The organism is Paraniabella hibiscisoli, from assembly GCF_022512515.1.
Taxonomy (GTDB): domain Bacteria; phylum Bacteroidota; class Bacteroidia; order Chitinophagales; family Chitinophagaceae; genus Niabella; species Niabella hibiscisoli.
Genome location: NZ_JAKWBK010000001.1, coordinates 2,799,897 through 2,820,179 on the forward strand (window position 1 = coordinate 2,799,897; position 20,283 = coordinate 2,820,179).

20 protein-coding genes and 1 tRNA gene are annotated in these 20,283 nt (G+C 42.2%); 14 read left to right on the forward strand and 7 right to left on the reverse strand.

Annotated features, from left to right (window positions below; translation table 11 throughout):
• Positions 1-873: 873 nt before the first annotated feature.
• Both MKP07_RS17610 and MKP07_RS17615 read left to right on the forward strand, forming a co-directional pair.
• Positions 874-2,979, forward strand: a complete 2,106-nt coding sequence (locus tag MKP07_RS17610; protein WP_240848348.1) for a hypothetical protein — start codon at positions 874-876, stop codon at positions 2,977-2,979.
• Positions 2,976-3,260, forward strand: a complete 285-nt coding sequence (locus MKP07_RS17615; RefSeq protein WP_240848349.1) for a hypothetical protein — start codon at positions 2,976-2,978, stop codon at positions 3,258-3,260. The genes MKP07_RS17610 and MKP07_RS17615 overlap by 4 nt, the downstream gene beginning before the upstream one ends.
• An 85-nt stretch (positions 3,261-3,345) precedes the next feature.
• On the opposite strand, the gene MKP07_RS17620 is transcribed toward MKP07_RS17615, so the two are convergent.
• A complete protein-coding gene (locus MKP07_RS17620; protein WP_240848350.1) occupies positions 3,346-3,567 on the reverse strand; it encodes a hypothetical protein in 222 nt (73 codons plus the stop codon).
• Positions 3,522-3,812 (reverse strand): hypothetical protein, encoded by a 291-nt coding sequence (locus MKP07_RS17625; protein WP_240848351.1) that lies wholly within the window; start codon positions 3,810-3,812, stop codon positions 3,522-3,524. The genes MKP07_RS17620 and MKP07_RS17625 overlap by 46 nt, the downstream gene beginning before the upstream one ends.
• A 97-nt stretch (positions 3,813-3,909) precedes the next feature.
• Between MKP07_RS17625 and MKP07_RS17630 the strand changes: the two genes are divergently transcribed.
• From MKP07_RS17630 to MKP07_RS17640, 3 genes are all read left to right on the forward strand, one after another.
• Entirely contained in the window at positions 3,910-4,662 is a 753-nt protein-coding gene (locus MKP07_RS17630) for a DUF4369 domain-containing protein (RefSeq protein ID WP_240848352.1), read from the forward strand.
• Positions 4,663-4,667: 5 nt separating this feature from the next.
• On the forward strand, positions 4,668-5,036 hold the full coding sequence (locus tag MKP07_RS17635; protein ID WP_240850913.1) for a peroxiredoxin family protein: 369 nt from the start codon (positions 4,668-4,670) through the stop codon (positions 5,034-5,036).
• Between the two features lie 121 nt (positions 5,037-5,157).
• Positions 5,158-6,423: a DUF3472 domain-containing protein gene (locus MKP07_RS17640; protein ID WP_240848353.1), complete on the forward strand. Its 1,266-nt coding sequence runs from the start codon at positions 5,158-5,160 to the stop codon at positions 6,421-6,423.
• Between the two features lie 189 nt (positions 6,424-6,612).
• Here the strand turns inward: MKP07_RS17640 and MKP07_RS17645 are convergent, their stop codons facing one another.
• Positions 6,613-7,473 carry a nucleoid-associated protein gene (locus MKP07_RS17645; protein ID WP_240848354.1) on the reverse strand — a complete coding sequence of 287 codons (861 nt, stop codon included), beginning with the start codon at positions 7,471-7,473 and terminating at the stop codon, positions 6,613-6,615.
• A gap of 276 nt (positions 7,474-7,749) precedes the next feature.
• Here MKP07_RS17645 and lepA point away from each other — a divergent pair, with 276 nt between their 5' ends.
• The 5 genes from lepA (at position 7,750) to MKP07_RS17665 (ending at position 12,395) form a co-directional block, all read left to right on the forward strand.
• Positions 7,750-9,543 (forward strand): translation elongation factor 4, encoded by a 1,794-nt coding sequence (gene lepA / locus MKP07_RS17650; protein ID WP_240848355.1) that lies wholly within the window; start codon positions 7,750-7,752, stop codon positions 9,541-9,543.
• 226 nt (positions 9,544-9,769) lie between these two features.
• A tRNA-Leu gene (locus tag MKP07_RS17655) sits at positions 9,770-9,855 on the forward strand.
• A gap of 615 nt (positions 9,856-10,470) precedes the next feature.
• Positions 10,471-10,599: a hypothetical protein gene (locus tag MKP07_RS38885; RefSeq protein ID WP_262919354.1), complete on the forward strand. Its 129-nt coding sequence runs from the start codon at positions 10,471-10,473 to the stop codon at positions 10,597-10,599.
• A gap of 1 nt (position 10,600) precedes the next feature.
• Complete coding sequence (locus MKP07_RS17660) at positions 10,601-11,875, forward strand: asparagine synthase-related protein (protein ID WP_240848356.1); 1,275 nt, start codon at positions 10,601-10,603, stop codon at positions 11,873-11,875.
• Between the two features lie 28 nt (positions 11,876-11,903).
• Positions 11,904-12,395, forward strand: coding sequence for an asparagine synthase-related protein (locus tag MKP07_RS17665; RefSeq protein ID WP_240848357.1), 492 nt, complete (start codon positions 11,904-11,906; stop codon positions 12,393-12,395).
• A gap of 151 nt (positions 12,396-12,546) precedes the next feature.
• Here MKP07_RS17665 and MKP07_RS17670 read toward each other — a convergent pair whose 3' ends face one another.
• The 4 genes from MKP07_RS17670 to MKP07_RS17685 form a co-directional block, all read right to left on the reverse strand.
• Positions 12,547-13,368, reverse strand: coding sequence for an alpha/beta fold hydrolase (locus MKP07_RS17670; RefSeq protein WP_240848358.1), 822 nt, complete (start codon positions 13,366-13,368; stop codon positions 12,547-12,549).
• 417 nt (positions 13,369-13,785) lie between these two features.
• Positions 13,786-14,526 (reverse strand): LytR/AlgR family response regulator transcription factor, encoded by a 741-nt coding sequence (locus MKP07_RS17675; RefSeq protein WP_240848359.1) that lies wholly within the window; start codon positions 14,524-14,526, stop codon positions 13,786-13,788.
• A complete protein-coding gene (locus MKP07_RS17680; RefSeq protein WP_317236044.1) occupies positions 14,523-15,449 on the reverse strand; it encodes a sensor histidine kinase in 927 nt (308 codons plus the stop codon). Before MKP07_RS17680 ends, MKP07_RS17675 begins: the two co-directional genes overlap by 4 nt.
• 46 nt (positions 15,450-15,495) lie before the next feature.
• Positions 15,496-16,374 (reverse strand): hypothetical protein, encoded by an 879-nt coding sequence (locus MKP07_RS17685; protein ID WP_240848360.1) that lies wholly within the window; start codon positions 16,372-16,374, stop codon positions 15,496-15,498.
• 370 nt (positions 16,375-16,744) lie between these two features.
• On the opposite strand from MKP07_RS17685, the gene MKP07_RS17690 reads away from it, so the two are divergent.
• Genes MKP07_RS17690 through MKP07_RS17705 form a run of 4 tightly spaced genes read left to right on the forward strand, consistent with a single transcriptional unit; the run spans position 16,745 to position 20,223 of the window.
• Positions 16,745-17,545, forward strand: coding sequence for an alpha/beta fold hydrolase (locus MKP07_RS17690; RefSeq protein ID WP_240848361.1), 801 nt, complete (start codon positions 16,745-16,747; stop codon positions 17,543-17,545).
• A 4-nt stretch (positions 17,546-17,549) separates the two neighbouring features.
• Entirely contained in the window at positions 17,550-18,071 is a 522-nt protein-coding gene (locus MKP07_RS17695) for a hypothetical protein (protein ID WP_240848362.1), read from the forward strand.
• 41 nt (positions 18,072-18,112) lie between these two features.
• Positions 18,113-18,406 (forward strand): hypothetical protein, encoded by a 294-nt coding sequence (locus tag MKP07_RS17700; protein ID WP_240848363.1) that lies wholly within the window; start codon positions 18,113-18,115, stop codon positions 18,404-18,406.
• Between the two features lie 14 nt (positions 18,407-18,420).
• Entirely contained in the window at positions 18,421-20,223 is a 1,803-nt protein-coding gene (locus tag MKP07_RS17705; protein ID WP_240848364.1) for a response regulator, read from the forward strand.
• The last annotated feature ends 60 nt before the right edge of the window (positions 20,224-20,283 follow it).

Genomic DNA, 20,283 nt, shown 5'->3' on the forward strand with positions numbered 1-20,283 from the left:
GTTGTCATACTATCACTCTGAAGGAGGAGTCCGGTACTGTATATAGTTGTTTCTTACGAGGGCAAAGCATATCCGTTCAGCAGTAAAGTATATTGTTGTGCTGGCCTCATGAAATTCATGCCTGTCGTTTCGGGTGTTGTGTTTTTTGGTTTTACATAAAATCATTTTTCGGTTTCTGTTTTTATTTGGGGACATAAGAAGGCCCCGCCTGTTGGGGCGGGGCCTGTATGTTATTAATGCTTTATTTTTTAAAACATATGATACATATTTACCCCAGCCCCGCTATAGCCTAACGGGCTAAAGCATTTTGCTGAATTGATATGTATTGTACGTTGCATTGTTATTGTTTTTTATTTGCTGAGCAAAGGTGAAATAATTTTTTCAAACTAACTAACTTTCTAAAAAAATCCTGAAAGTTTTTTCTTAATACAGTAAACAAAAAAGGTGACCCGGCGCTTTCCTAAAAATAAAAATATTTTTTAGCCAGCTCACACGAAGTAACCCATTTGTATTTTTCCAAATAATGATTGGAGAACAATGATGGCATTCAGGGATAAAAATACAAGCGGTCATATTGCGGATCATTCTCTTGCAAGTATAGTACTTGAGCAGACCAATAGTTTTAATAGAAAGATATCTACATTTGGAAAGGCCAGCATTAAACCTGTCAATAGTGACTTTGATTAACGATTGCAAGTGGGTGCGGTAAAATGGGACCAGATCTTATACCGAACGGACTTTATGAATGGATCGAAACATTTTATTCCACTATTATAAGGTATTTAATCATAAAATTCCTCTAAATATTTGCAAAGATTTTGTTGTAAGCCAATACAGTTTTAATTTTCCTGTTTCCAACCGAATTGATAATAGATGAATTATAGAATTTTGATGTACAAATGTTACCTGCTTTTTGCTATTGCATTGTTGGGGACCGGACTGTCTGCACAAAATGTAGTTACGCAGCTGGAAAATTATGCCACTAAGTTCAGTCCCGAACGGGCTTACCTGCATTATGATAAATCGTCTTACTCTCCTGGGGAAACTATCTGGTTTAAAGCATATTTACTAAATGAAGTGGGAGTAGCTGCGGAAAGCAAAAATTTTTATGTAGACTGGATCGATGATAAAGGAAAAATTATTCAGCATACTGTGGCACCTTTGGTAGACGGGCTGACTAACGGCCAGTTTGAGGTGCCTGCTGAATATAAAGGACGGTCTATATCGGTAAAGGCCTATACCAGCTGGATGCTCAACTTTGATTCTTCGTTTTTATACAGGAAAGCGATCAACATTCTTAACAAGGACTCTTTGAAGGCAATTCAAAAGCCGGTGATCAAACCCGTACTCGATTTTTTTCCTGAAAGCGGCGATTTACTATCCGGTTTTCCTAATAAGGTAGCTTTTAAGGCGATTGATCAATGGGGCAGGCCCGTGAAAATTAAAGGAGTGGTTACCGGTAGTGATGGGAAAACTGTTGACAGCATTCGTGCGCAACATGATGGAATGGGTTTTGTGCTGCTGAACCCATCGGCGGGATCTTCTTTTACCGCCAAGTGGAAGGATGAGCAAAATAAGGAATACACCACACCGCTTCCGGATGTTAAAAAGAGCGGAGCACATTTGCAGGTAAAGGTGGCTCCGGGCAAAAGAGAGTTTAGGGTAAACCTGTCTCCAGATATAGTAGCCGCTTCTGATAGTGTTTATTTGATCGGTACCATGTATCAGCATCCTGTGTTCACAATAACAAAAGCTACAAAGGGCGATATTATGGGTATCGTACCTACTTCCAATTTGCCCTATGGTGTACTAACGATTACCGTGCTGGATAAAAGCTGGAAACCTCTGGCCGAACGTATTACCTATATCGACAACAATGCCCCCTATATTTTTAAACCCGAAATGGAAGTAGTACGTTGGGGGTTGAGCTACAGGGCCAGGGATGAAGTTAAAATAACGGTTCCCGAGAATGTGGCTTCTTCTTTGTCCGTTTCGGTTACTGATCTGAGTATTGATGCTGATACTTCTGATAATATATTGTCAACTTTAATGCTTACCGGCGAGTTAAAGGGTAAAGTAAATAACGCTGCTTATTATTTTACCAACCCTTCAGATGAGAAGCAACAGAAGCTGGACCTGGTGATGCTGACCAACGGATGGCGCAGGATCAACTGGCAACAAATAGTTTCAGGTACCCTGCCTAAAGCTGTTTTTCCAAGAGATACATCTTATATGTCTTTATCGGGTACTGTAACGGGTATCATGCCCGGGTCCATTGGTGATGGATCTGCTGCTATGATGATCCTGACTCAAAAGGATCAGCAAAATAAAATGTTGCTGGTACCGGTGCAAAGAAATGGTACGTTCAACGATCCGTCAGTTATACTCTTTGATACAGCCCAGGTTTACTACCAGTTCCAGGATAAAAACCTCAAGGGCGCTACAGCCCTGTTTTTACCTAATAAGTTAAGAACACCTCCCGTTGGTCAATTCAATAACCATTCATTATTTCCTGATACAACGGGTTTGTGGAGACATTTGCAGCTTTCAGCTGAATGGATCGCTAATGTAAGTCGTAGTAAGTATAAGGAGCTCGAAGCGGTAACCGTTCAGGCCAAGGCTAAGCCCTTAATTGACCAGATGGATGAGAAGTATGCATCTGGTCTGTTTGGCGGCGGCGATGCTATTCGTTTCGACCTGATCAATGATAAATTTGCCATGGTGGGAGACATCTTTACTTACCTGCAGGGCAAAGTAGCCGGATTACAAATATCTGGCCAGGGCGCCGGAGCGTCTTTGAGTTGGAGGGTGGTAGCCCACAGCTTTATGTGGATGAAATGCCTTCTGATGTTAGTATGGTTTCTTCAATCAATATTACCGATGTGGCGTTTATCAAAGCATTTCGCCCCCCGTTCATGGGTGGTTTTAATGGTGGCAATGGTGCCATTGCTATTTATACAAGAAGAGGTAATGATGTGAAACGGGATCCGGGGGCAGGAATTCCAAGTGCGCGGGTGGAGGGGTATACCGGTATCCGTGAATTTTATTCGCCTAAGTATTTAACCACGGAGCCGGCACCGGGCGCTGACCGTGATGTTAGAACTACATTGTATTGGAATCCGAACGTAACTATTGACCCGCGTACCAAACAGGCCGTGATATCATTCTACAACAATGATGTAACAGACGCTTTCAGGGTGGTGATACAAGGAATGACGGCTGATGGTAAAATAGCTTACCTGGAAGAAAAGATGGAATAAGCCGGTTCGAAAAGTGTTGGACATAAAATAGAAAGTCCCGGCTACATCATAATTAGCCGGGACTTTTTTGCACATAGAATCAATATTAAGGTTGTAATTCTACACCGTCTAAAACAATTGACTCCGCATTAATGCCCAGACTAATGGAACCTGCATAGTCGTAATTATAAGGGGAGTACGACTCGGAAATGCTGGATATCATCGCTTTTTTCAGCAAAGTCTCTTTCTTAGCTTCCTTCCCGTAGTTGTCAGTCATGGTGATCAGGATATCGTAGCTGGCTTTTTTATTCTTGATAGCCAGTAACAAATCTTTTTCCAGTTTAACTGGTGTGGCCGAGTAATAAATATATTTTTAGGCGCATAGGAGCTATCTTCTTCATACACTTCCCGGTTAATACTGTAACTGGCGGAAGCGAGTGCTGTTTTAATGGTCTTGCCGTTGAAGGTAAAGCTCATTTCAATGGAGTAACGTTTTTCGTTCTGGGCACATAGAGCCTGACTGAACAGGGTTGTCAAAACCAGGAGGACGGATAGGGTAAATTGTTTTTTCATCTGTTTTTGTTTAAAATAAGTGATGAAGCAAAGAAAATATATTTTTTTACCCGGCGCCGGCAATCTTGCTACCTTTGAAAACATTTATTTATTTTATATGAAGAAGATTTTACTCAGTCTGAGCCTGAGCCTGCCTTTCGTGCTATCTGCTCAAACTGGCACTGCCACTATCAATGGTACATTAAAGAATATCAAAGAAGAAGTGCCCTTCCTGTTTTATTCTTATCGTAACGGAGATGATGTGGTGAGAGACAGCGTACCTGTTAAGAATGCGATGTATACAATATCTGCTGAGGCCGAAATGCCTTTAATGGTAAACCTGTCTATTGTTAGTCCCGGTAAAAGAGGCACCAGCAATAGCGCTGCATCCATATTTGTAGAAAAAGGCGTCAATACCACTGTTTCCATTGATTCTTTTTCAAACATTTCGGTTAAAGAATCAAAAGCTAATGCAGAATATACCAGGCTTAAATCGGGTGTAAAGCCCTTTCAGGTGCAGATGCGTGAGCTAACTGCTGATTATCCTAAATACCGTGAAGCGCAGGATACGGCTGCAATGAGAAAGATCGAAGAAGGTTATGACGCTTTGCAGAGCAAAATGAACGAAGAAGTGTATGGCGCTTATGTTAAAGCCAATCCCTCTTCACCGGTGGCTTTATATGCTTTAGGGCAATATGCAGGGTATGATATAGATCCTGCTAAAATAGAACCCTTGTTCAATTCATTATCAGCTGCTAACCGCAATGCAGCAGCAGGCCAGCGTTTTGCGAAAAAGCTAGCCATCGCTAAAGCAACAGCAATTGGAGCGGTAGCGCGGAGTTTTCGCAGGCTGATACCTCGGGCAAAATAATTTCACTGGCCTCTTTCCGCGGCAAATATGTATTGGTTGATTTTTGGGCCAGCTGGTGTGGTCCTTGTCGTGTAGAAAACCCCAATGTGGTAGGTGCTTTCAATAAGTATAAGGACAGGAATTTTACGGTTTTGGGCGTTTCTTTAGATGATGAGGAAAGAGATGGTCATAAAAAATGGCTAGCAGCGATTGCGAAAGATCATCTTACATGGACGCATGTGTCGGATCTTAAATACTGGGATAATGCTGTTGCTAAACAATATGGCATACAGGCCATTCCTCAAAACCTTTTATTGGATCCTTCGGGTAAGATCGTTGCGAAAAATATAAGAGGAGAGGATCTACAGGTGAAGCTGGCGGAGTTAATTAAGTAGTTGTAAAACATATATTTTAGAAAGCGTTCCCGAACAGGACGCTTTTTTTATGCAAACGATTGATCAGTTTTTTCTGTAGTGGCATCGATAAATTTGTTGGACCCCTAACAAATTATCTTTTATGAGTAAGCTATTGTCATTTTGCTGGTTGTTGTTTTGTATCACTGCTGTTCAAAGCCAGCCGGTATTGTTACCTGTGGGTGGCAATGCCTGGTCTCTCAACAACTCCGGCCTTCGGATCAGGAATAATGGAATAAGCCGCTGGCAGGAAGATAATACAGGATTTACAGCCTATGTAAAACTAACACAGGCGGGAACGGTAAAAATTTGGCTGGAAACGGACAAATCTGGTTTGGGTGCTGAATTATCTGTTTCCATTTCAGGTAATACTAAAAAAGTTGCTATTAGCGGCGCTGATACTTCGTATTGGGTAGGCGAGTGGGCTGTGAAAGATAGTGGCTACCTGCCTATTGTGGTAACAAGTATTAAGAAAAGCGGTCCGGAGTATCCGAATATTAAAGCTTTGAAGCTGGAGGGAACAGCTGTAACAAGTACTGCCAGTTACACCAAAAATAATGAAGGCAACTTTTTTCACTGGGGCAGAAGAGGGCCATCTGTTCATATGAACTATCAATTACCTAAAGATATTAACGCAGAATGGTTTTATAATGAAGTAACTGTTCCTAAAGGTGATGATATGCAGGGATCTTATTTTATGGCAAACGGTTTTGGTGAGGGCTACTTTGGTATGCAGGTAAACGGCCCATCAGAAAGACGGGTATTATTTTCAGTTTGGAGCCCTTTTCATACCGATGATCCGAAGGCAATACCAGATGATCAAAAGATAGTCATGCTGAAAAAGGGAGCTGATGTTTATACCGGTGAATTTGGAAACGAGGGCTCGGGTGGGCAAAGTTTTCTGAAGTATAACTGGAAAGCTGAGGAGACCCAAAAGTTCTTACTTCATGTAGTGCCAGATGGTGAATCGCACACCATTTATACTGCTTATTTTTTCGATCATGAAAAAGATAGCTGGCGACTGGTGGCCAGTTTTAGAAGACCTAAATTGGCCACTTATTTAAAAAGGCCACATTCTTTTTTAGAGAACTTTAACCCGGATATGGGTGATAAAGAGCGTAAAGTATATTTTGGTAACCAATGGGTGCGCGATACAAAAGGGGAGTGGCATGAACTAACCAAAGCTACTTTTACTGCAGATAATACCGCACGTGTAGGATATCGGAAAGATTATAGTGGTGGCACTGCTGATCAGCAATTCTTTTTAAGAAACTGTGGCTTCTTTAATGACTATACTAATTATAATCAGTTATTTGAAAGGAAGCCCACCGGCAAAAGGCCCCAGGTGAACCTGGATCAGCTGCCGTAGCCCGCTAAAAGGCTCTATTCTTCATTGTTGAAGTAGAGCTTGTAAAACCTGCCCTTATCATCCTCGCCATGCTCAATCATCTCCCGGTTGCCGTGAATGTAGATATGGAAATTTTTATCGAGCTTAATAATACTTTTATAGGAGCGATTCTGGCTTTTACTGCCGCAGGTGAAATAGAAAAGTTATCGGCTACTTCGATGTCTCTTTCTGCAACATAATGTTGTTTGTATTTATCAAAGCTTTCAATGAAATCCTGGTGATGCAGTACCTCATTATTAAAGGTTTCCTGGTCAAAATGCTGCTTCTCTTTAAAAAAGCAAGGCTACGGTTCAGCATATCTGCCTGGTCGGCTTTAGTAACATTGTATTGTTCGGGTAAATGATCCGTTACATAAGTTTTGTATAAAGCCATAGTGCTTTGGGTATTGAAGTACTGGTCCTGCCTCTGTTGTATGCGCAAAAAGTTATCCGTCCAGTAGCGCGCCTCTGCCGATTTACTTTTGGTGTCTACTACAGAAACGATAAAGCCGTTTTCGCGGTCGGTATTATAGATCATACAACCCTTATCGAGTTTATTGATGTTAATGCCTTCTTCGCTTTCTACTTCAAATGCATCCTCAACAGGAAGCACTTTTAAAAACGGCTCTTTCTGCTCCGATTTAAAAATACCGATAGCATCTACAGTTTCGCCGTTAAGTAACCCTTCTCTAAAATATACTACGTATAGTTCACCGCCTTTTACATTGGGATGGTTGCCCAGGTTGTATAAATGCTGAGCCAGCTGTTTCGATTGCAGCAAGGTTTGTTCAGGATTGTCAAATATGGAGCAAACCGATTTCCATACATCGTTATTGCTGATGTGTGCTTCGCTGAAAAAATGAAAATATTCTTCGGATTTGAAAGGAGTTAAAAAGTATTTAATCAGTAAATCTTTCACTTCTGGGTCGAGCACCAGCTCTTTTTTGGACAGCGTTAAATATTCGCCTTCAGACTCATTACCAACATTGTGAACCGCGATATGGGTGATAGAACTTCCTTCGAAATACTGCATATGATCTTTTTAAAGGGTTGCAAGGTAAAGAAATGTTAGGACGTTGGTGCAACGGGCATAATTATAAACTTTCAGTTGAATGGAATGACGACAAATTTTACAAATGATGTTGCCACATCCACAGGTGATGAACGATCTCAGGGACTTCTTTCGGAGAACATTGCAAAATGGCTGCTACAAGTACAGCTGCCAATACCCTAAAACGCTGGAATTATAACCCGTTCCGGGGATCGTATTTTGTTGTACCTTTGCGCGCCCCCAAAGGGGTTTTAGAGTATGAAGCATATCAGGAATTTCTGCATTATCGCACACATCGACCATGGGAAAAGTACCCTGGCGGACAGGCTTTTACAACAAACCAATACCATTAGCGACCGGGAGATGATGGACCAGGTATTGGATGATATGGATCTGGAGCGCGAAAAAGGCATCACCATTAAGAGCAAAGCGATCCAGATTAATTACAAATCGAAAGCGGGAGCGGATTATACGCTGAACCTGATCGATACGCCTGGTCACGTAGATTTTAGCTATGAGGTGAGCCGGGCATTAGCTGCCTGCGAAGGCGCTTTGTTGCTGGTAGATGCTACGCAGGGTATTCAGGCCCAAACAATTAGTAATTTATACCTGGCAATTGACAATGATCTGGAAATTATCCCCGTGATCAATAAAATTGATATGGACGGTGCGATGATCGAAGAGGTGAAAGATCAGATTATCGAATTAATTGGCTGCAAACCAGAAGATATATTGCTGGCCAGCGGCCGTACGGGATTGGGTATAGATGAGGTTTTGGAGGCTATTGTTGAAAGAATTCCGGCACCGGAAGGCGACGAGAAAGCCCCTTTGCAGGCGCTGATTTTTGATAGTGTATTCAATAGTTTCCGTGGTATTATAGTATACTACCGTATTTTAAACGGAACCATCAAAAAAGGCGATAAAGTAAAATTTGTTAGCACCGGACAAGAATATGAGGCGGATGAAGTGGGCATTTTAAAGCTCAAAATGACCGAGAAGAAGGAGGTGAAAGCAGGTGATGTAGGTTATATCATTACAGGGATCAAAAATGCTAAAGAGGTAAAAGTGGGAGATACCATTACCTTGACAGCGAATCCCACACCAGAACAGATCAAAGGATTTGAAGAAGTAAAACCAATGGTATTTGCGGGTATCTACCCGGTTAATACCGATGAGTTTGAGGAGCTGCGCGACTGCATGGATAAACTGCAATTAAACGACGCATCCTTAACATTTGAGCTGGAAACCTCACAGGCCCTGGGCTTTGGTTTCCGATGCGGGTTCCTGGGAATGCTGCATATGGAGATCATACAGGAGCGGTTAGAGCGCGAGTTTAATCAAACGGTGATTACTACGGTGCCGAACGTAAGCTTTATCGGTCACACCACGAAAGGAGAAAAAGTCATCGTAAATAACCCTTCTGAGTTTCCTGATCCTGTTAAAACAGATCGCATTGAAGAGCCTTTCATTAAAGCGCAAATCATTACCAAACCGGAATATATCGGTAATATAATGACGCTTTGCCTGGGTAAGCGAGGTATGCTTATTAATCAAAGTTATCTGACTACTACCCGTGTGGAATTGATCTTTGAAATGCCTTTAACAGAGATCGTATTTGACTTCTATGATAAATTGAAATCTCAGACAAGAGGATACGCTTCCTTTGATTATCATCCGATAGGCTATCGCGACAGTGATATCGCCAAAATGGATATACTGCTGAATAATGAAAAAGTGGATGCTTTAAGCGCATTAATTCACCGCAGCAGGGCTCAGGAGTTTGGTCGTAAGCTTTGCGAAAAGTTGAAGGAGTTATTACCCCGTCAACAGTTCCAGATTGCCATACAGGCAGCTATTGGCGCCAAGATTGTGGCCAGGGAAAATATTTCGGCCATGCGCAAGGATGTAACAGCGAAGTGTTATGGTGGTGATATCAGTCGTAAACGTAAGCTATTGGAAAAGCAGAAAGAAGGTAAAAAGCGTATGCGCCAGATCGGTAACGTAGAAGTGCCACAGGAAGCGTTTTTAGCGGTGTTGAAGCTGGATGAATAGGGATAAAGTTAGGTTGAAAAGTTGGCTGGTTGATAAGTTGAAAAGGAATCGTAAACTTTCAATTTTTTCTTTACATTTGCGGCCCTTAGTTCTTACACAATTTCATCGTTGAATTTTTAATCTTCAACTTTGAATTAAATAAATGCCCGGGTGGCGATCCCGATGATTCGGGAGGTAGACGCAGGAAGTAATAATTTCTTGTTGTCTTAAGTCACCCAATAAAAATGCCCGGGTGGCGAAATTGGTAGACGCACTACCTTGAGGTGGTAGCGCTGCTAACGCGGCGTGCAGGTTCGAATCCCGTCTCGGGCACAAGCCTTTCCAACGAAGTTGGAGAGGCTTTTTTATTTTGAAGCGTCAAAAGTTTGCTTTTGTAAGCAGAAAAATAAAAAGTCTCCGCACGCCAGTGCGGGAAAGGCTTGGATAAGCCCCTCGTGAGGGTCACGGGATCATGAAATAATTCCGTCTTATTTTGATATCGTTTTTGGAGCGTCAAAAGCTTGCTTTTGTAAGCGGAAAAATAAAAAAAGCCTCCACACGCCAGTGTGGAAAAGGCTTGAGTAAGTCCCTCGTGAGAGTATAGGGATCATGAAATAATCCGTTCTCATACCAGTTAAGAAGTAGCAAAAGCTTGTCTCTGTAAGTTGAGAATAAAAAAACCTTCGCACCCTGGTATTGAAAAGACCTGAATAAAATTAGTAACTTATTTCAACTAGGATCCAATGGGGAATGGAAACCCCCAATGGTTATGGACAAGTATAAGTGTTTATATCTGTCCACAAGTCTATTATACCCGCAATACATGAATGTTCGTTCCGGACCCATTAAAAAATGCTTGCCGCCCCCGATATCTTTCATGAACTCTTCACTTGCGCAATTTTTGATAGAACTTATTAAATTTGTGCTTCACTTTAAAAGCCTTCTAAAATGAAAATGAATGTAAACCCTATCAGTTCTAAAAAGGACTGGATTGCTCCTGAAACTATCGAAATTCATATTAATGGTAATGGAGGTGGAGGCCCTGATTTTGCCAGCGAGCTTACTGTAGGCTCATGATATGGCTATTATTATTGGAAGTGTAGGCAAAAATGAAATAACAGCTGTATCCCTGAAACGGGCGCAGAAATGGATTGCCTCTGCTTTCCCATGCGAAGTATTGTCTTACTATCAGGATGATCATACATTTATCGGGGTGGCGGGGGCGACTATTTCCTACAGTGAGGATTACGTTGCAGTGGTGGACGCCCATTTTGGTCCGGAACATGTGATAAATCTCTACCTCAGATATGGTGAAGCATGTGTAGATCAACTGGAAGGGAGTTATTCCTTTGTAATTTGGAATCGTTCTTCAGGTAAGCTGTTGCTGGCTGTTGATCAGATGGGGGCTCGCCCTATGTACTACAATGATACTGGCAGTCACTTTGTATTTTGCTCACAATTTGATGGGGTACTGGCCGCATTAGATGTTCAGGCCGTTTTTAACCCGGATTGTATGCAGGAATATGCCAGCAGAAACATTGATGCAACTTTGACTTATGTAAAGGGGATATATCGACTAACAGCTGCGGGTTATTTTTACTTTAGCATCAACGAAGAAATAGAAGTGCGAAAATCATCAGGATTTGTTTATCGAAAAGTTGATGCTCCTCTAACCGATGCAGGTTGGGTTACCGCTTACCGGGAAGTTTTTACGAAAGCGGTAACTGAGGCCTTGTTGCCTGATGTAACAGTAGGCATAACTTTAAGCGGTGGGCTGGACTCGTCTGCAATAGCCTGCCTACTTGCTGAAGAGTTGGCCAGTACAGGACAAGCCTTACATTGTTTTTGCGCCACAGTGCCGGAAAGCTTTCCCGGTCCCATTACAGATGAGCGACTATATATGCAGGCAGTTGCTGAGCAGTATCCGAATATAAAATTGCACTTTATTGACATACCTGAAGCAGATATCTTCGACGGCCTGGATGAGGCAATAAAGACTGAGCCTACTATGCCAAATGTCTTTCATTATCATGATCGAGCTATCCTGGAAGCTGCTAAAGCCTGTGGAGTGAAACAACTATATACAGGTTACGGGGGCGATTACTTTGCTTCCTGGTCGGGCGATAGTGTTGCTTTTGCTTACTGGCAAAAGGCATGTTATAGGAAGTCGTTCCGTTTAGTAAAGCAGCGCGCTCATGCCGAAGGGATTTCTTTCCGAAGTTCTTTTTATCGCAACATCATTCGCCGTAGTAATACCTTTAAGTGGGTTCGGGGTATGTTGCAAAAAAACGAACCCGGTCTCTCGAGCCGGGATGATTCTTGCCGGGAAATTAAAAGTCTTGCCAGGACGTGACATGGTGCGTCTGAACCATAAAAAGCATATGGCATCAATCATTCATAACGGCAGTATGGGGCGAATTATCTCAGGTATCAATGCTGCGGCAGCCAGGTATGGGATGCAATTTACGTTCCCTGCTTTAGATATTAACCTGCTTTCCCTGCTGGCAGCGATGCCGCCCGAATTATTTGTGATAGATGGCAAGCGACGCGGCATGATACGAAAGGCCATGCGAGGGATCGTTCCGGATCTGATTCTTGATCGAAATGATAAACAGCCCTATAGCCCTGGATTTCATCATCGCTTTAAAAACAGCCGGCAAACGATCCACGAACTCTTGTACCCGGAATCATCACAACCATTCGAACAATTTTTTAAACTGCAACCACTTCGTGACTACTACCATCATTGGATGTCAGGAACGACCTCAAAATATACATCAGGCTCCGATATTCGCTTTATGCAGTGGATGACCATTTTATTTATACTCCGGAGCAAATTGGGGCATGAGTTGTTATACGATATCGGGACCTAACAAGATAAAATATATAAGAAGGGCTAAATGAATATTACAAAAGAGCAAGTGCTTTAATAGAATAAAAAATCCTCACTAGTGATAGTAAGGACAGTATTGGATAACTATGAAATGTTTGCCGCGTTGCCAGGCATAGTTGTGCCTTTACAAACTATGACTGTATGAACGCTAAAAGATCTTTATTAATCGTTTGGTGTTCTGTAGTTGGCATTCCGTGTGAGAACCCGGGGTATGTTATCAACTTTCCGTTTTTAAGTAATTTTGCAGATTTTATGGCCGAATTTTCTATAGGTACAATTTGATCATCTTCACCGTGCAGCACTAAAACCGGTAAATCAACTGCTTTCAAATCTTCCGTAAAATCGGTTTCGGAAAAGGCCTTGATTCCGTCATAATGAGCAACGATCCCGCCCATCATTCCCTGCCTCCACCAGTTTCTTTGGATGCCTTCTTTTATGTCTGCACCTTCTCTGTTATAACCATAGAAAGGGAAAGTTAAATCAATATAAAATTGACTTCTGTTGTTGAGTGTTTGTTCCCTGATATTGTCGAAAACCTCCATTGGCACGCCGTTAAGATTAGTATCGCTTTTTACCATAACAGGCGGAACAGCGCTGATTAAAACTGCTTTCTTCGCTCTTCCTTTGGCATATTTATTCACATAACGAATTACTTCACCGCCACCTGTGGAGTGACCTATGTGTACTACGTCTTTTAAATCTAAAAATTCAACCAGTTCAGCCACATCAGAAGCATATTGCTCAATAGTATGATTGTAGATGTTCTGGCTGGAGCGACCGTGACCTCTTCTGTCGTGTGCTATTACGCGATAGCCTCTTTGCAGAAAGAAAATTACCTGCGCATCCCAATCGTCTGATGATAAAGGCCATCCATGGTGAAACATTAGCACAGGCCCTTCACCTTGATCTTTATAGAAAATTTCGGTTCCGTCTTTTAGTTTTAGAGTGCTCATTTGTTTAAGGTTTTAATGTTGTGATCGGTGTATAAATTTTTTTGTTGTAATTCTTAGCGAATGTAGCGCAGTTCAATCAATTCATATTAACCCAGGTTAAGATCGCTTGTTTTTAACGGATTTTATTTCAAGTGATTCAAAGCACTGTAGGGCCAAAACATTGCCGTAGCCGTGATAGGTGTGGTACTGCAGTTGCTGCGTATTACGAGCCTGCTTTTGTGCGCATGAGCAAAGTCCGACATCAGGGCTGAGAGCGAAATGAACTATGGTGCAGCAAATAAATCTATCCTCACGTGCAAATATATAAAAGCAAGGGCGGCAATCAGGTCTGGGATAAAGTAGTAAGACAGCTGCTGCGTTATCGATTTATGAGTTGGATTATTAGGGAATGCAAAATAGTTGTAGAACGAAGCTTATTCACTTTGCCAAAGCGCCTTTTACCACCTCTTTCCTTATTTTGGAAACAGGTATTTTGGTCCCGTTTTGAAGTAGCAGGTATCCGCCATCTTCTTTTAAATAACTTTTTACATACTCTGGATTGATGAGATGTGTTTGATGGCACCTGATAAAGCCATGAGGGGAGAGCAGTTCTTCGTATTCCTTTAGCGGACGCGAAACCAGGGTTGTTTCTTCTCCGGATGTAAAGAAGTAAGTATAACTGTTCTGTGCTTCACATCGGATAATGTCCTCTACAGCAACATATCGCACTTCCTGTAATAAAGGCAGTGCTATTTTCACAGGCTTGCGGTTGCCCTGTATATGATCCAATAGAAAATCGAGCTGCAGGTTCTTTTTATTCAGTAGTATCTTTTTTGCCGCTTTATCCAGTGCTCCTGAAAGTTCGGCAATATTGATTGGTTTTAAAATATAGTCCAGTGCCGCATACTTTATAGCCTGTATGCCGTACTGGTCATAAGCTGTAATAAAAATAACCTCAAAGGATCTTTCCGGAATTGCCTGCAGTATCTCAAACCCGGTGGTGTCATCCATTTGAATGTCAAGAAACACAAGGTCGGGTTGTAAAGCGCTAACAACAGATATGGCTGCCATTTTATTATCAGCATAGCCAGCTACTGCTACGTTTGGAAAGTGCTTGTGCAGAATATTTCTAAGGTTTTCTATATTATGAGTTTCATCATCTACGATTACTGCTCTCATGCCAACCAGTTTTTTATAGTAATAATAATCAGCGTTTCTGAAACGCGTGATCGCATATCCAGGTCAAATATAGGACCATACACGGTATTCAATAAGGATATCCTGTTTTTTGATAGTTCCAGACCTTTTCCGGTATAAGACAAGGATGCGTCAAAACCTTTTCCATTGTCTCTTATCTCAATGAAAAGATCTTGCTGTTCTCTTCGTATGTTGATCTGTATAGCTCCGGCTTCTTTTAAAGAAGCAATACCATGTTTTACCGCATTTTCTAAAAAGGGTTGTAACAGCATCGGTGGTATTTCGGTATTTTGGTTATCTATGCTTGTAGCTACATCAATCTGGTAGCTGAATCCGAATCGCAATTGCTCCATTCGTAAATAATAATCCAACAAGGTAGTTTCATCACTCAGGGGTATAAGCTCTTTGTGTGCATCGTTTAAAACCATGCGGGTGAGCTTGGAGAAAGTAGTAAGATAGGCATTGGCTTTGTCATTTTCCTGCTTGTTCATCAGGTTTTGAATGCCCGAAAGTGCATTGAAAATAAAGTGTGGGTTAAGCTGCGATTGCACTGCCTGCAGGCTCAGCCGGGCTTCCTTAGTGGTTTGTTGTTCTTTCCTCAGGCGTCGCCGCTGACTTTGCTTTAGTAAGAGGAAATAGACTCCACCCAGTAATAAAACTGAGCCTATTATCAGCATTACATCGGAGCTGCTAAAAGCACGGGATCTTTCCACTCTAAATGATAGGATATTGGAAGTTACTAACGGTAAAGCTTTTCTTGAACGGCTCCTTCCCTTCTGATAATCGGCTGTGGTGACAAATACCTGGTATTTGCCGTCTTCTGTTATAACGCTTCGGGGTATGTTGATCGTGTAACGAGGGTTAGGAAGGCTATCCCAGTCAATGTCTGAGGACATGAACTTCATTTGCTGGACGATTCTTTCGTCTGTCTTAACCCAGTTGGAGGGCAGATCAATAGTATCTGCTGTGCTGCCGGTAGTTCTGATAACATAAGCCCTGTAAAAATAGGGTACGTCTGTGTGAATAGATATTCCCAGAGCATTCAGCTCCTCCTCTGTATGGATGGTTAAATTGTCTAAAGCTTTTACCCCGAAGTTGCCCAAGAGATTGCTGATTGTTTCCCTTTTTTTGCTGCGCAGAACTTTTAGGAAGTATATAAACTACAGACCCAAATAAAGGAGGTGGAGTGAGCTTTTTTGTATTGACAATCTGCGTGATGACGCTTTCGGGATTATTCACATGATAGAGCTTGATAAGAACAACCTGGTTCTTGCAGGCCATATCATCTAAAAAGAGAATGGTGCCGCTGCCTCCCTGTGGTACCCACCGGCCCTTCGGTAAAGGGCTCCAGTTCATAACAACAGAGGAGTCTTCGGTTACGACGGCATATCTCATGTCGTTAACATTAACGAGAGATGTATCGAACTTGAAACTGATCGCGATGTTTTCTGCTCCAGGATAATACTCCAGGTTGGTTAGGGGTATTTCGTAGCTTTTGGGCACCAGTGAGTAATATTTACCCTTAGGCATATTGTTTTCTGATACAACCGGATGTGTTGCAATCCGGAATTCCCCCTCGGCATACTCGGCAACACTATTGCCATAATAAGCTATAGCACCGCCACTGTTGCTGGAGGTGTAATCACTTTGGGCCCGGGTATTTGTGGTCGCGAATAATGTAAAAATTAAGATCAGGCGGAGAATGCATGCCGACGATAGGGGCCTGGCTAAGTTATAATCAGGGTTGCTAACATGGTTTTGATATATATGGTGCTGTAAACCAACGTATGTATGTTTAAACAGTGTAAGCATTGCATTTTGGTCTGTCATTCTTTTATCTTTTTGTGAAGATAGCAGCCTCATTGTATTCGGGTTACAACAAACTTGTAATCCTCCGCTACCGGTTTGTGAAATTATTGTTTGGCCTTTTTATTTAGAATTTAACGGGCAGGCATCTTGATCCCACCCCGGCATTATTTTACCGGAACCGGGTGGGTTAATAATTCATAGGATTCTGGTATATATTTTAGACGGTATTTTTTTATATAAACTTTTTTTTTAAAGGGATTGATCTCACTTTCTTCTATACATTTGTACTGCGAAAATGAATGAATGATACATCTGCTGTAAAGGTAGTGTGTCATTAATAATACTGTGTTCATTTCATACCCTTCACGATTTTGAATCGTAAAACCATTACATGCCGGTATATATAGTTAAGAAAAATAATGTAACTGTAAAAAACGAAAATGCAGCGCAAACGATTGTATTTGCGCACGGATTTGGCACCGATCAAACCGCCTGGGAAAAGGTTGCAGCTGCATTTTCAAATGACTTTAAAATTGTATTATATGATAATGTGGGGGCCGGACAGTCGGATCCCGGCTCATTCAGCCCGAACAGGTACGATACGCTTCACTCTTATGCGGAAGATTTATTAGCTATTTTGCGGTCACTACATCTGAAAGATGTTATAATGGTAGGCCATTCGGTGAGTGGTATGATCAGTTTGCTTGCCTCTGTTAAAGAACCAGCACGTTTTAAAAAGCTGGTACTCGTAGGTGCTTCGCCACGCTACCTGGATAGCGTTGGTTATAAAGGTGGTTTTACGCAGGAAATGCTCGACGGTCTTTATGCAGCTATGGCCAATAACTATTATGCCTGGGTAAGCGGTTTTGCACCAATGGTTATGGAAAATGCGGATAGGCCCGAACTCGCTGAAAGTTTCGCTCAATCCCTGCTAGCAATCAGGCCGGATATTGCACAGTCTGTAGTCCGTGTTATCTTTCAGTCTGATCATAGAGCAGAGCTGCCCAAGGTTGCTATTGATACATTGTTGTTACAAACCCAACACGATAACGCGGTTCCCGCAGATGTGGCTTTGTATTTAAATAAACAAATAACCAATAGCCAGCTTAAAACCGTTGCGGCCGAAGGGCATTTTCCACATATCAGCGCACCTGATGAAATAATCAGGGAAATTAAAAACTTTATCGGGTAATATTTTGGACAATACTGCAACAGTGGATTGGCAAAAAAGAGCGCTTCATTTTTTACTGAGTTTATACGAGTTAAAGAATGAAAAAGATATCGCTATAATCAGAAGCCGCACTACCTGCAATCTGCAGAAATATGCCGGGGCAACAGCCGCCGCTTTTATAAGGTTAGAGGATGTCGTTACGGCGAGGATACTTTATTCAACAAGTCAAACATCTTCCGGCTTTATAGATGCCGACTATGCCAGCCTGGCCATAAATGCAGGCGATATAAAATGCGTAGAGGATTCGCCGCAAAACCTGTTCCCCGGAAAAAATATATTGTTCCCGGTTATCCAGGGTAACTTTTCGGGAATATTTATCATTGCAACTCATATAACAGTAGATGATGCATTTACTACCTTCCTGTATCAGGTATGGGAAGGGTTAAAAGGCATGACCCTGCTCGCGCAAACTTATTATTCCTTCGAACACCTCTCTACCCGTTATAATGCCATTATGAGTGCAGTAGATGAGGCCATACTTTTTTAGATGATAGTGGAAGGGATGGTTGGGTAAATAAGGCGGCTTCTTTGTTATTGAATATTAAAGAAGGCCGAAATCCTGCTCTGGTGGTATCGCAGGCGATGCAGAAATGGAGACTTACCGCCGCAAATGCAACAGAGATAGCCCAGGAAGCTGCGAAACTGTTTCAGAAGCCCGATGGTATGATTAAGGGCTGGAAGTGGCTCTTTGCCGGGCCTGACCTAAAGGTACTGGATGTTTCCTGCGAACCGGTAGTGTCGGAGAATATCAAAGGACGATTATTATGGGTTTTTGCCGATATTACCCCTATTTATTTAGCGTCGGAAGAGCTTAAAAACTGAATGCTGAGCTGGAAGTGAAACGGCAGATAGCAGATGACCAGAACAAAGCAAAGTCAGACTTTCTTGCCAACATGAGCCACGAAATACGCACACCAATGAACGGGGTCATTGGTATGACCAGTCTGCTGGCTCTTACCCAGCTGGATGCAGAACAGCAGGACTATGTCGACACGATACGATTAAGCGGTGAATCTTTGCTGTCCATCATCAACGATATTCTGGATTTTTCTAAAATTGAATCTGGTAAAATGGAGTTGGAGGCCGAACCATTCCGGATCAGTACTATTATAGAGGATTCGTATGACCTGATGAGCGTAAAAGCCAATGAAAAGGGGTTAGATCTCTTATATTACATCGAACCAGACGTGCCAGCCGACATTATAGGAGACCCTACCCGCTTCAGGCAAATATTGCTCAACCTTATATCCAATGGCATCAAATTTACCAGTAAGGGGGAAATTGAAATAGCTGTTGAGAAGATTGGTTTGACAGATGGCGTATATACATTAAAGTTTACTATTAAAGATACCGGTGTTGGAATTGCACCGGACAAATTCTACAAGCTGTTCGATAGTTTCTCGCAGGTGGACTCGTCCACGACCCGAAAATATGGTGGCACTGGCTTGGGTCTTGCTATTTGCCAGAGGTTAGTGTCTTTAATGGGAGGGAGCATTTATGTTGAGAGTGAAGAGGGCCGCGGTTCCTCATTCATTTTCACTATCAAAGCGGAAGCCGATACTTCTGTTAAATATTTCAAACCAGAAGAGAAGCGCTCATCTGATACGCTAAAAGGTAAAAAGGTTATTGTTTTAGATGATAATGAAACCAATCTTAAAATACTCCGCAAGCAATGTAGCTTGTGGGGAATGGATGTAACAGCTGTTAATAATTACAAAGAGGCTCTGATTCTGATGATGTCCCGGCATTTTGATATTGCTATTATTGATTTGCTCATGCCAGACATAAACGGGATTGAAGTAGCACGGTTGGTACAACAACGTAATAAAAACCTGCCTTTGGTGCTTTTTAGCTCGGCGGGACATTTACCTGATGATGCTGATATAAAAGACCTTTTCAGCGCTGTGATCAATAAGCCCGCACGACAGGCCGAAATGCAAGCTGTGTTGATGAATGTGCTGGGTATCTCCAATGGTTTGAACGCGGAGGTGAAGGCTGATGATGAAATGATGGAAACCTTGCCTATACGTATCCTGGTAGCAGAAGACGACGCCATTAACCAAAAGTTCGTAACAAGGGCAATGGCCAGGCTGGGGTATACAATTGATCTGGCTGTAAACGGCCTTGAAGCCGTTCAAAAAGCTGCCGCTACAGACTACCAGCTGGTATTTATGGATATCATGATGCCTGTTATGGATGGCTATGAGGCAACCAGTAGCATCATTCAAAATAGCAATGCCCATTCGCGACCTGTTGTCATAGGCTTAACTGCCAATGCCTTAAACGGTGAAAAAGAGCGCTTGCTGGAGGCTGGAATGGACGATTACCTGAGTAAGCCATATAAGGTTCAGGATATTAAAGCGATGATTGATAAATGGGCCGGTAAGTATCCTATCCCTGACGAGACAATGTTGCCGGATCAACGCGCTACCAACCTTGAGTATATCATGGAATTGGCGGGAGGGGATGATGAATTTGTTATTGAGATCATAGAAAGCTTTATAGACACCGCCGGGCCTAATATTAACTTGCTGAAGGATGCTGTAACCGGAGGGGATGAAGAAGCTACGAAATTCCTGGCCCACAAACTAAAAGTGCGTTCCGGTTCATGGGTGACGAAGAACCGGGAAATATACTAGAACAGATCGAAAACTATAGAGAGGATAAGAATGTGGGCTACATTAGTAGCCAGGTAAATA